Annotated in this window: 11 protein-coding genes; all 11 read left to right on the top strand. The window is 72.3% G+C overall.

Annotated elements, in window-relative coordinates; translation table 11 throughout:
* The first annotated feature begins 417 nt into the window (after positions 1-417).
* On the top strand, positions 418-1,104 hold the full coding sequence (locus WMR31_RS21105) for a redox-sensing transcriptional repressor Rex (protein WP_340540891.1): 687 nt from the start codon (positions 418-420) through the stop codon (positions 1,102-1,104).
* Positions 1,101-2,405 (top strand): glutamyl-tRNA reductase, encoded by a 1,305-nt coding sequence (locus tag WMR31_RS21100; RefSeq protein WP_340540890.1) that lies wholly within the window; start codon positions 1,101-1,103, stop codon positions 2,403-2,405. The genes WMR31_RS21105 and WMR31_RS21100 overlap by 4 nt, the downstream gene beginning before the upstream one ends.
* On the top strand, positions 2,402-3,418 hold the full coding sequence (gene hemC / locus WMR31_RS21095) for a hydroxymethylbilane synthase (RefSeq protein WP_340540889.1): 1,017 nt from the start codon (positions 2,402-2,404) through the stop codon (positions 3,416-3,418). Before WMR31_RS21100 ends, hemC begins: the two co-directional genes overlap by 4 nt.
* Positions 3,415-5,115 carry a bifunctional uroporphyrinogen-III C-methyltransferase/uroporphyrinogen-III synthase gene (locus WMR31_RS21090; RefSeq protein WP_340540888.1) on the top strand — a complete coding sequence of 567 codons (1,701 nt, stop codon included), beginning with the start codon at positions 3,415-3,417 and terminating at the stop codon, positions 5,113-5,115. The genes hemC and WMR31_RS21090 overlap by 4 nt, the downstream gene beginning before the upstream one ends.
* A gap of 179 nt (positions 5,116-5,294) precedes the next feature.
* A complete protein-coding gene (gene hemB / locus WMR31_RS21085) occupies positions 5,295-6,332 on the top strand; it encodes a porphobilinogen synthase (RefSeq protein WP_340540887.1) in 1,038 nt (345 codons plus the stop codon).
* On the top strand, positions 6,329-7,651 hold the full coding sequence (gene hemL / locus WMR31_RS21080) for a glutamate-1-semialdehyde 2,1-aminomutase (RefSeq protein ID WP_340540886.1): 1,323 nt from the start codon (positions 6,329-6,331) through the stop codon (positions 7,649-7,651). Before hemB ends, hemL begins: the two co-directional genes overlap by 4 nt.
* Entirely contained in the window at positions 7,648-8,325 is a 678-nt protein-coding gene (locus WMR31_RS21075) for a histidine phosphatase family protein (protein ID WP_340540885.1), read from the top strand. Before hemL ends, WMR31_RS21075 begins: the two co-directional genes overlap by 4 nt.
* A complete protein-coding gene (locus WMR31_RS21070; RefSeq protein ID WP_340540884.1) occupies positions 8,325-8,906 on the top strand; it encodes a TlpA family protein disulfide reductase in 582 nt (193 codons plus the stop codon). Before WMR31_RS21075 ends, WMR31_RS21070 begins: the two co-directional genes overlap by 1 nt.
* Complete coding sequence (locus tag WMR31_RS21065; protein ID WP_340540883.1) at positions 8,903-9,670, top strand: cytochrome c biogenesis CcdA family protein; 768 nt, start codon at positions 8,903-8,905, stop codon at positions 9,668-9,670. The genes WMR31_RS21070 and WMR31_RS21065 overlap by 4 nt, the downstream gene beginning before the upstream one ends.
* Positions 9,667-11,274: a cytochrome c biogenesis protein ResB gene (resB, locus tag WMR31_RS21060; RefSeq protein WP_340540882.1), complete on the top strand. Its 1,608-nt coding sequence runs from the start codon at positions 9,667-9,669 to the stop codon at positions 11,272-11,274. The genes WMR31_RS21065 and resB overlap by 4 nt, the downstream gene beginning before the upstream one ends.
* Positions 11,271-12,290, top strand: a complete 1,020-nt coding sequence (gene ccsB / locus WMR31_RS21055) for a c-type cytochrome biogenesis protein CcsB (RefSeq protein ID WP_340540880.1) — start codon at positions 11,271-11,273, stop codon at positions 12,288-12,290. Before resB ends, ccsB begins: the two co-directional genes overlap by 4 nt.
* Positions 12,291-12,351 lie beyond the last annotated feature (61 nt).

Below are 12,351 nucleotides of genomic sequence, written 5' to 3'. Positions count from 1 at the left end.
GACCCCACACCGCACTAGCCGGAAGACCCCCAGTCACCCGCACCCCCGGTGTCACCAACCTCGCGGTATAGAACAGCTGGCGCTCGCTTGCTCAACCTCCGGCCCACGCCGGCCTCGGAGGTTGAGCTAGCTGGAGGGCGAGGGACGAGCCCGACGAGCGCCGACGAAACCTCGCGACCGGCCTCGCAGACGTCGGCGGGGGACGGATTGCCGGGGTTTCCATCGATCAACGAGCGCTCGCTGGGGCTGCTTGCCCGACCTCCGGCGGGTGGTGGTGACCGGGCCGTCCGACCCCGGTGCGTGTGGGTCTTCTCACTGGTGCTAGTGCGGTCCGCCTGACCGTTTTGTGCCCACGTTCACAAACTCCTATTGTGAGCGGGCCGACCCCGTCGCAGAGGTCCCTCACCGTGGGGTCGGATGGAGAGCAGAGCAGTGACCGCACGGACACCGAGCAGGGCGTTGGGCGAGAGCGTCCGGGAGATCCCGGAAGCCACCGTGGCCCGACTTCCGGTGTATCTGCGAGCCCTGAACGCGCTCGGCGACGACGGCACCCGAACCTGTTCTAGCGAGGAGCTCGCGCTGGCGGCCGGGGTCAACTCCGCCAAGCTGCGCAAGGACCTCTCCTACCTGGGCAGCTACGGCACCCGCGGAGTCGGCTACGACGTCGACTACCTGCGCTACCAGATCGCCCGCGAGATCGGCGTCACCCAGGACTGGCCGGTCGTCATCGTCGGCATCGGGAACCTCGGGCACGCCCTGGCCAACTACTCCGGCTTTCGCAGCCGCGGGTTCCGCGTGGTCGCGCTGCTCGACGCCGACCGCAGCCGGCACGGCGAGCTGGTCGCCGGCGTCGAGGTGCGCGCGTTCGACGACCTCGAGCAGATCGTGAGCACCCACGACGTCGCCATCGGCGTGATCGCCGCCCCGGCCACCTCGGCCCAGGACATCGCCGACCGGATGGTCGCCAGCGGCATCACCAGCATCCTCAACTTCGCCCCGTCGGTCCTGGCGGTGCCCGAGGGCGTCGACGTCCGCAAGGTCGACCTCTCGATCGAGCTCCAGATCCTCGCCTACCACGAGCAGCGGAAGGCGCAGCTGTCATGAGCGTCCTGGTCGTCGGAATCTCCCACCGCAGCGCGCCGGTGTCGGTGCTCGAGCAGGTCGCCCTCGACGCCGAGGGCGTGCAGAAGCTCGTGGCCGCCGTGTCCTCCGCCAGCCACGTCAGCGAGGCCACGGTCATCTCCACCTGCAACCGGGTCGAGATCTACGCCGAGGTCGACCGCTTCCACGGCAGCGTCGAGGCGCTGTCCCGGCTGCTGGTCGAGGACGCCCGTCAGCCGGCCGAGGACATGGTGTCCCACCTCTACGTCCACTACGACGACGGCGCGGTAGCCCACCTGTTCCAGGTGGCCGCCGGCCTGGACTCGATGGCGGTCGGCGAGGGGCAGATCCTCGGCCAGGCCCGCGAGGCGCTGCGCCGCGGCCAGGAGGCCGGCAGCGTCGGCCCCGCCTTGAACTCCCTGTTCCAGCAGGCGCTGCGCGTGGGCAAGCGCACCCGCGCCGAGACCGGCATCGACCGGGTCGCGCCGTCCCTGGTCAGCGCCGCGCTGGAGCGCTCTGCAGCCATGTCGGGACCGGTCGCGGGCAGCCGCGTCGTGGTCGTCGGCGCCGGCGCCATGGCCGGGCTCGCCACCGCCACCGTCACCCGCCTCGGAGCCGGCCGGGTCAGCGTGGCCAACCGCTCCTTCGAGCGGGCCGAGCGGCTCGCCGCCGAGTACGGCGCCACCGCCGTTCGCCTCGACGATCTCGGCTCGGCGCTCGCCGAGGCCGACGTCGTGCTCACCTGCACCGGAGCCTCCGGCGTCCTGGTCACCCGCGAACTCGTCGAGTCGGCACGCAGCGGCGTCAGCACACCGCTGTCGATCCTCGACCTCGCCCTTCCCCACGACGTCGACCCGGCGGTCGGGGAGCTGCCCGGCGTCGAGCTCATCGGTCTCCACGACCTCGCCGAGACCCTCGCCGACGGCGAGGCCGGACGCGAGATCGCCGAGGTGCGTCGCGTGGTGGGCGAGGAGGTCGAGGCCTACCTCACCGCCCGGCGTCAGGCGAAGGTCACGCCCACCGTGGTCGCGTTGCGCTCGATGGCCACCTCGGTGGTCGACGCCGAGCTCGACCGTCTCGACGTGCGGCTGCCCGACCTCGACGACGCCGCCCGAGCCGAGATCCGTCACGCCGTGCGGCGAGTGGCCGACAAGCTGCTCCACGAGCCGACGGTCCGGGTGCGCGAGCTGGCCAGCGAGGAGGGCGCGGTGTCCTACGAGCGCGCCCTGGCCGAGCTGTTCGCGCTCGACCCCGAGGCCGTCGACGCCGTCACCCGCCCCGACGTGAAGCGGGGGACGCCATGACCGGCAACCCGATCAAGGTCGGCACCCGGCGCAGCCTGCTGGCCACCAGCCAGGCCGGCCACGTCGCCGAGCTCATCCGCGACCTCCTCGGCCGCGACGTCGAGCTCGTCGAGATCACCACCGACGGCGACCGCAGTCAGGCCGCGGGCACCCCGCTGGCCGGCTCCTCGGCCACCGGCGTGTTCGTCAGCGCGCTGCGCGAGGCGCTGATCGACGGCCGGGTCGACGTCGCCGTCCACTCCCTCAAGGACATCCCCACCACCCCGGAGCCGGGCATCACCCTCGCCGCGATCCCGCCGCGCGAGGACCCCCGCGACGTCGTCATCGCCCGCGACGGGTTGACCCTCGGCGAGCTGCCCGTGGGCAGCCGGGTCGGCACCGGATCGCCGCGGCGGGTCGCCCAGCTGCACGCGCTGGGGCTCGGCCTGGAGCTCGCCGGGCTGCGCGGCAACATCGACACCCGGATCGGCAAGGTCCGTAGCGGCGAGCTCGACGCCGTCGTCCTGGCCCGCGCCGGACTCTCGCGCATCGGCCGCCTCGACGAGATCACCGAGGTGCTCGACCCACTCCAGATGCTTCCCGCCCCCGGCCAGGGTGCGCTCGCGGTCGAGTGCCGCGACGGCGACCCTCTCGCCGCCCAGGTCGGCGGGCTCGACGACCCACTCTCCCGCGCCGCCGTCGAGGCCGAGCGCGCCGTGCTGGCCACCCTCGAGGGCGGCTGCTCGGCACCCATCGGCGCGCTCGCCGAGGTGGTCGAGGGCGATGAGGGAGACGAACTGTGGGTGAGAGCCGTGGCGCTCTCACTCGACGGGGCGCTGTCGGTGCGGAGATCCGCATCGGGCGACCCGGCCGACGCCGTCGGCGTCGGAAACCGGCTGGCGAGCGAGATGCTCGCCGACGGCGCAGGACAGCTGAATCCATCAGCTGCGAGACCAGCCACAACGGTCGAGGAGCCGGAGCCATCGGCCCCCTCGGCCCACGCAACCCCAGCCACAGAGGTGCAGAACTCATGACGCGAGCCAAGTCCCCCACCGTTGCCGAGCTGATCGCCCGCTCCTGGGTGTCGTTCGTCGGCAGCGGTCCCGGTGACCCCGACCTGCTGACCGTGCGCGCCGCCGACCTGATCCGTCAGGCCGACGTCGTCGTCACCGAGGCCCCCGAGCACGCCGGCCTGGTCCGGGCGCTCCTCGGCCTGCCCGAGCTGTCGGCCGACGCCGACACCAAGGCGTCCGAGGCCGACGACGCCGAGGGCGAGGAGCAGACGCCTGCCGGGCCCGAGCTCGTCGACGGCGGCTTCGGCGAGGACGGCCAGCCGCTGACCCACGCCGCCCGCGCCAAGGTGATCGTCAAGCAGGCCAAGCGCGGCCTGCGCGTGGTGCGCCTGCTCGCCGGCGACCCGTTCCTCTATGCCTCGGGCCCCGAGGAGGCGCAGGCGTGCGCGAAGGCCGGCATCGGCTTCGAGATCGTCCCGGGTGTCTCCTCGGTCGCCGCGGTCCCCGCGTACGCCGGCATCCCGCTGACCAGCAAGGACCACCGCGAGGTCGCGGTCGTCACCTGCGGCGACCGCGTCGACTGGACCCGCTACGCCGACAACCGCACCCTGGTCCTGCTCTCGGCCGTCGAGAAGATCGGTGAGGTGGCCAAGGCCCTCATCGCAGCCGGCCGCGACGCCGCCACCGCGGTCGCGATGACCCGCGTGGGCACCACCACCGAGCAGCAGACCGTCACCTCCAGCCTCGAGCACATCGCCGCCGACGCCCGCGCCGCGCGGATGGCCGCGCCGGCCGTGGTCGTCGTCGGCGACGTCGTCGACCTGCGCGAGAAGCTCTCGTGGTTCGAGACCAAGCCGCTGTTCGGCTGGCGGGTCCTGGTGCCGCGCACCAAGGACCAGGCCGCCTCGCTCTCGATCGGCCTGCGCGGCCACGGCGCGGTGCCCGAGGAGGTGCCGACCATCTCGGTCGAGCCGCCGCGCAACCCGCTGCAGATGGACAAGGCCGTCCGCGGCCTGGTCGAGGGGCGCTACGAGTGGATCGCCTTCACCTCGGTCAACGCGGTGCGCGCGGTCCGGGAGAAGTTCGAGGAGTACGGCCTCGACGCCCGCGCCTTCTCGGGCCTGAAGATCGCCGCGGTCGGCGACAAGACCGCCGCGGCCATCGCGGCCTGGGGCCTGCGCGCCGACCTGGTCCCGTCGGGGGAGCAGTCCGCCGCCGGCCTGCTGGCCGACTGGCCCGAGTACGACGAGGTCCTCGACCCGATCAACCGGGTCTTCCTCCCGCGCGCCGACATCGCCACCGAGACCCTCGTGGCCGGCCTGATCGAGCTCGGCTGGGAGTGCGACGACGTCACCGCCTACCGCACGGTGCGCGCCACTCCGCCGCCGGCGCCGGTGCGCGACGCGATCAAGTCCGGTCGCTTCGACGCGGTGGTGTTCACCTCGTCCTCGACGGTGCGCAACCTGGTCGGCATCGCCGGCAAGCCGCACCCGACCACGGTGATCGCGGTCATCGGCCCGGCCACCGCCAAGACCGCCGAGGAGCACGGCCTGCGCGTCGACGTCCTGGCCCCCAAGCCCGACGTCGACGAGCTCGTCCGCGCCCTGGCCGACTTCGGCGCCGCCCGCCGCGCCGCGATGGTCGAGGCCGGCGAGCCGGTCACCAAGCCGTCGGACCGCAAGCCCACCGCCCGCCGGTCCAGCCGCGCGAAGGCCTGAGGGTTGGCGGGGCGGGGCGGGATTTCCCCGGTCGACCGGGGAAATCTGAACTTGGAGGCCGGGATCCCGGCCCCCAAGTTCAGGGTTGGGCCGCCCAGTCCGTCCACGCCCCCGGCCACGAACGCGCACCGCGCGACCAGCTCGACCAGCGCGACTAGATGGAGGAGCAGAAGCCAGCCATGACCGACGCCGTCCCGCGCGTCCCCCGCGTCACCGGCCCCACGATCCGTCCCCGCCGCCTGCGGACGACGCCGGCGCTGCGCCGCGCGGTGGCCGAGACGTCGCTGGAGGCGCGCCACCTGATCCTCCCGGTGTTCGTACGCGAGGGTCTCAGCGAGGCGACCGGGCCGCGGCCGATCTCCTCGATGCCGGGCGTCGTCCAGCACACCATGGACAGCCTGCGCGCCGCCGCCACCGAGGCGGCCGAGCTCGGGCTGGCCGGGATCATGCTGTTCGGCATCCCCGAGCACAAGGACGCCGTCGGCTCGGGTGCGATCGACCCCGACGGGATCCTCAACCGGGCCATCGCGGCGGTGGCGGCCGAGGTCGGCGACGCGCTGCCGGTCATGGCCGACCTGTGTCTCGATGAGTTCACCGACCACGGCCACTGCGGGGTGCTGACCCCTGACGGCCGCGTCGACAACGACCGCACCCTGGCGATCTACGCCGAGATGGCGCAGGCCCAGGCGGCGGCCGGGGTCGACCTGGTGGGGCCCAGCGGCATGATGGACGGCCAGGTCGCCGTCATCCGCGCCGCGCTCGACGCCGCCGACCACACCGACGTCGCGATCCTGGCCTACTCCACCAAGTACGCCTCCGCCTTCTTCGGGCCCTTCCGCGAGGCCGTCGACTCCTCCCTCGAGGGCGACCGGCGCACCTATCAGCAGGACCCCGCCAATGCCCGCGAGGGCGTGCGCGAGGCGCTGCTCGACGTCGCCGAGGGGGCCGACCTGGTGATGGTGAAGCCTGCCCTGGCCTACCTCGACGTGCTGCGGCGGGTCCGCGACGCCGTCGACGTGCCGGTCGCGGCCTACAACATCTCCGGCGAGTACGCGATGGTCGAGGCGGCCGCGGCGAACGGCTGGATCGACCGCGAGCCGGCGATCCTGGAGACCCTGCTCTCGATCCGCCGCGCCGGCGCCGACGTGGTGCTCACCTACTGGGCCAGCGAGGTGGCGCGAATGCTCAACCAGCCCTCGGGGAGGATGACCCGGTGAGCCGAACGACCGACCTCCGCTCCCGCGAGCTCTTCGAGCGCGCCCACGCCGTGATCCCCGGTGGCGTCTCCTCGCCCGTGCGCGCGTTCAACGCCGTGGGCGGCACCCCGCGCTTCATCACCTCCGCGCAGGGCGCCTACCTCACCGACGCCGACGGCAACCGCTACGTCGACCTCGTCGCCTCGTGGGGGCCGATGCTGCTGGGCCACGCCCATCCCGAGGTCCAGGCCGCCGTCGAGGCCGCGGTGCGCCGCGGCACCTCCTTCGGCACCCCCACCGAGCCCGAGGTCGAGCTCGCCGAGGAGATCGTCGGGCGCACCCCGGTCGACCTGGTCCGGTTCGTCTCGTCGGGCACCGAGGCCACCATGTCGGCGATCCGGCTGGCGCGCGGGTTCACCGGCCGCGACGTCGTGATCAAGTTCGCCGGCTGCTACCACGGCCACGTCGACGCGCTGCTCGCCTCCGCGGGGTCGGGCCTGGCCACCTTCGCGGTCCCGGGGACGCCGGGCGTCCCGGCGTCCTCCACCGAGCTCACGCTGGTGCTGCCCTACAACGACCGCGACGCCGTCACCGCCGCCTTCGCCGAGCACGGCGACCGCATCGCCTGCCTGATCACCGAGGCGGCGCCGGGCAACATGGGCGTCGTCCCGCCCGAGCCCGGCTTCAACGCCTTCCTCGCCGAGACCTGCGCGGCCCACGGCGCGCTGTTCGTCAGCGACGAGGTGATGACCGGCTTCCGCGCCTCACCCCAGGGCCAGTGGGGCCTCGACGGCGCGCTCGAGGGCTGGGCCCCCGACCTGATGACCTTCGGCAAGGTGATGGGCGGCGGCTTCCCGGCCGCGGCGTTCGGCGGCCGCGCCGACGTGATGAGCCGGCTCGCCCCCGAAGGACCCGTGTACCAGGCCGGGACCCTGTCGGGTAACCCCGTGGCCACCACCGCCGGCCTCGCCACGCTCCGCCTGGCCACCGACGACGTCTACGCCCACCTCACGAAGGCCGGGGAGACCATCAAGGCCGCGGCCGCCGAGGCGCTCACCGACGCCGGTGTCCCGCACACGATCTCCTCGTCCGGCACGATGTTCTCGGTGTTCCTCTGCGAGGGACCCGTCCGCGACTTCGCCGACGCCTCCCGCACCGACGCGGCCGCCTACGCCGCGTTCTTCCACGCCATGCTCGACGCCGGGGTCTACCTCCCGCCGTCGGCCTACGAGGCGTGGTTCCTGTCCGCGGCGCACGACGACGCCGCCGTCCAGACCATCGTGGACGCCCTCCCGGGCGCCGCCCGAGCGGCCGCTGAGGCCGGTAAGGCCACCAAGTGAGCACTCCTGACACCATCGTCCACCTGCTGCGCCACGGAGAGGTGCACAACCCCGAGGGCGTGCTCTACGGCCGCCGCGACGGCTTCCACCTCTCCGACCTCGGCAACCAGATGGCCCAGCGGGTCGCCGACACCATCGGCGACCGCGACATCGTGCACATGGTGTCCTCGCCGTTGGAGCGCGCCCAGGAGACCGCGGCGCCGCTGGCCGCCGCCCGAGGGCTCGACGTCGTCCTCGACGAGCGGGTGATCGAGTCGACCAACAAGTTCGAGGGCATGACCTTCGGCAAGGGACGCAACTCGCTGCGCAACCCGGCCACCTGGCGACTGCTGTGGAACCCTTTCCGGCCGTCGTGGGGGGAGCCGTACAAGGAGGTCGTGGCCCGGATGAAGTCCGCGATCATCGAGGCCCGCGACACCGCGGCCGGCCACGAGGCCGTGATCGTGTCGCACCAGCTGCCGATCTGGATCACCCGGCTGCACGCCGAGCACCGCTCCTACCTGCACGACCCCCGCGGCCGGCAGTGCACCCTGTGCTCGCTGACCTCGCTCCACTTCGTGGGCGACCGGCTCACCCAGGTCTCCTACAGCGAGCCCGCCGGCGACCTGATCCCCGTGGGCGACAAGAGTGCGCCGTTCTCGGCCGGCAACGCACCGGAGGCGAGGCGACCCTGATGCGCGCACGCCGGGCTTCCAGCATCCTGCTGGCGCTGCTGCTGCCCGCCCTCGCGGCATGCAGCGGCGGCCTCGAGGGCACCGGCGACGCCAACTACGTCTCCGGAGACGGCGCCATCGTCGCCGTGGCGCCCGCGGACCGCGAGGCCCCGGTCGAGATCTCCGGCGAGACCCTCGACGGCGACCGGATCGACCTGGCCGACCTGCGCGGCCAGGTGGTGGTGCTCAACCTGTGGGGCTCCTGGTGCACCCCGTGCCGGGCCGAGGCTCCGGTGCTCAGGACCGCCGCCGAGGAGGTCGACGCCGCCTTCGTCGGCATGAGCTTCCGGGAGACCTCCTTCGAGAACGCCCGTGCCTTCGAGCGCGAGTTCGACATCGGCTACCCGACCATCGCCGACACCGGCGACGGCGCCCTGCGCCTGGGCAAGTACGCGCCGGTCTCGCCGCCGACCACCTACATCCTCGACCCCCAGGGCCGGGTGGCTGCGCTGATCACCGAGGAGGTCACCTCCGCGGCGACCATCGAGGGGCTCGTCGAGGATGTGGCCGCCGACACCCCAGCAGACGACGGGTCGTCATGACCGAGTGGTTCCGCGAGCAGGCGGCCATCGGCCCGCTCGGTCTCGCTCTGCCGGTCGCGGTGATCGCCGGACTCGTCTCCTTCTTCAGTCCCTGTGTCATCCCGCTGCTGCCCGGCTACCTCTCCTACGCCACCGGCATCTCCGGCGCCGACCTCGCCGAGGGCCGCGCCTCCACCCGGCGTGGCCGGATGCTGCTCGGCTCGGTGCTCTTCGTGCTCGGCTTCGCGGTGGTCTTCGTCCTGGCCGGGACGGCGTTCGGCAGCGTGGGCACCTGGCTGCGGCGCTACAACGACCAGATCACCATCGGCATGGGGATCCTGCTGATCCTGCTGGGTCTGGTCTTCGCCGGGGCCGTCCCCTTCCTGCAGCGGGAGTGGCGCATCCACAAGGTGCCTGCCGTGGGGGTCGGCGCGGCCCCCCTCCTCGGCGCGCTGTTCGCCTTCGGCTGGGTGCCGTGCATCGGTCCGACGTTCGGGATCATCCTCGGCCTCACCTACAGCGACGACGGCGCCACCGCCACCCGCGGCGCGGTCCTGGCCGGCGCCTACGCGCTGGGTCTCGGGATCCCGTTCATCCTGGTCGGGATCTTCTACGCCCGATCGCTGCGCGCCCTGTCGTGGGTCCGCAAGCACCAGCGCGTGGTGATGCAGATCGGCGGCGGCCTGCTGATCGCGATCGGTGTCCTGATGCTCACCGGCTGGTGGGACTGGGCCGTGCAATGGGTCCAGGTGCGTCTGGTCAACGGATTCGAGCTACCGGTATGACCACCACCGAACGCCGTCCCGCCCCCGATCGCCGCGCCGGCGAGCTCGGCGCGGTCGAGCTCGCCCGGTGGCTGTGGCGCCAGCTCACCTCGATGCGCACCGCGCTGATCCTGCTGCTGCTCCTCGCCCTGGCCGCCGTCCCGGGGTCGCTGATCCCGCAGTCGGGGGTCGACGCGCTGGAGGTGTCGCGGTGGAAGCAGGCCCACCCGAACCTCGCCCCGATCTACGAGCGCCTCGGACTGTTCTCGGTCTACGACTCGGCGTGGTTCTCCGCGATCTACCTGCTGCTGATGGTCTCGCTGGTCGGCTGCATCATCCCGCGCTGCTTCGTCTACGCCCGTGCGCTGCGCGCCCAGCCGCCGCCGGTGCCCCGCAACCTCTCCCGGCTGCCCGAGCACGCGACGTTCGCCACCGACGACGACGTCGACGTGGTGCTCGAGCGGGCCCGCGAGGTGCTGCGTCGCAAGCGCTACCGACTCCGCAAGGCCGAGGACGGGTCGGGCGTGAGCGCGGAGAAGGGCTACCTGCGCGAGTTCGGCAACCTGGTCTTTCACGTCTCGGTGATCGTGGTGCTGGTGGGCTTCGCCCTCGGGTCGCTGCTCGGCTACCAGGGCGGCGTGATCGTGCTGGCCGGCGACCCCGAGCGGGATCTGAGCGGCGGCACGTTCGCCAACACCGCGGCCTCCTACGACGACCTCGACCCCGGCAGCCTGTTCGGTGCCGACGACTTCGACCCGTTCACCTTCACCGTCGACGACTTCAAGGTCACCTGGCTCACCAAGGGATCGGCCAGAGGGACGGCCCGCGACTTCCGGGCGCAGCTGAGCTACCGCGAGGGCGTCGACGGACCGGAGAAGTCCTACGACCTGCGGGTCAACCACCCGCTGACGATCGGCGACACCGACGTCTTCCTCATCGGCCACGGGTATGCGCCGGTGATCACCGTCCGCGACGCCGAGGGCGAGATCACCTACCAGGGCCCCACCGTCTTCCTGCCGCAGGACCAGTCGTTCCTCTCCTTCGGGGTGGTCAAGGCGCCGGCGAAGTCGGGCTCGGTCGGGCTCGACGGCCTGCTGTACCCCTCGTTCGTCCTGGCCGACGGCAACCCGACGACCTACTTCCCGGCGCTGACCAACCCGCTCATCTCGATGCTCGTCTGGACCGGCGACCTCGGGCTGGACAGCGGCGTCCCGCAGTCGGTCTACGTGCTCGACACCGAGAAGGCGACCCCCGTCGAGAACGCCGACGGCAAGCCGCTGCGCCTCGACCTCCAGCTCGGAGAGACCGCCCAGCTGCCCGACGGCCTCGGCTCGGTGAGCTTCGACGACGTCCAGCCGTGGGTGCGCGTGCAGATCAGCCAGACCCCGGGAAAGCGGATCGCGCTCGGCGGCGTCGTCCTTGCGCTGCTGGGGCTGCTCGGGTCGCTGTTCATCCGGCCGCGCCGGGTGTGGATCCGTGCCCGGCGTCGAGACGACGAGGACGGGGATGGGACCATGGTCGAGATCGGCATCCTGGATCGCTCCGGCGGTGCCGACCTCGGCGACGTGCTCGATGAGATCGTGACGGCCGTTGGTGGCCGATCCGAGAAGGAGATGAGTCCATGACCGACGCTGGCTGGGAGACGCTGAGCAACCAGGCGATCGGCGCGGCCGGCATCGTCTACTTCCTCGCCCTCATCGTCCATCTCGCCGAGTGGGCCTCGATGCGGCAGCCGAAGGCCGTGGCCGCCTCGGCGAAGGCCGACGGGGCCGAGCCGGGTTCGGTGCTCACCGACGTCGGGCCGGAGAAGGCCCCCGCGGCGCAGGGGCAGCGCACCGACTTCCTGGGGCGCCTGGGCGTCCTGCTCACGATCATCGCCGTCGGTGCGCACTTCATCGCCCTGCTCGGGCGCGGCATGGCCGCGGACCCCAACCGGGTGCCGTGGGGCAACATGTACGAGTTCACCATCTCCGGCACCTTCGTGGTCGCGCTGATGTACCTGCTGCTGATGCGCCGCTACTCGCTGCAGTGGATGGCGCCGATCGTGATCGCCTTCGTCACCGCCACGCTCATGGTCGCGGTGGTCTGGCTGCACGACGAGGTCGCGCCGCTCACCGAGGCCCTGAACTCCTACTGGCTGGTGATCCACGTCGTCTCGGCGGTCATCGCCACCGGCGCGTTCACGATCGGCGGCATCCTCTCGATCGTCTACCTGATCAAGCTGCGCAAGGGCGACGCCACCACCGGCCCGCTGTCCCGGGTGCCGTCCCTCACGGTGCTCGACCGCACGGCGTACCGGATCCACGCCTTCGCCTTCCCGGTGTGGACCTTCGCCGTCCTCATCACCGGCCCCATCTGGGCGCACGAGGCGTGGTCGCGGTACTGGAACTGGGACCCCAAGGAGGTGTGGGCGTTCATCACCTGGGTGGTCTACGCCGCCTACCTCCACGCCCGGGCGACCGCCGGCTGGAAGGGCCGCAACGCCGCGATCCTCGCCTGCGTCGGCCTGGCGACCCTGTGGTTCAACTTCATCGGCATCAACTACTTCTCCACCAGCTCCCAGCACTCCTACGCACTGTCCACCCCGGCCGCGCAGACCGTCCACGCGACTCCCGAATCCACGCTGACCCGTCAGCTATAGCGGACGGGTCAGCGCAAAAGTCACGGTGACCCGTCAGCTATAGCGGACGGGTCAGCGCGAA

Origin of the sequence: Nocardioides epinepheli (assembly GCF_037936805.1) — a bacterium.
In the GTDB taxonomy this organism is placed as follows: Bacteria; Actinomycetota; Actinomycetes; order Propionibacteriales; family Nocardioidaceae; genus Nocardioides.
Note: the sequence above shows the minus strand (reverse complement) of the source record. Positions and strands in the feature narration are given on the sequence as shown.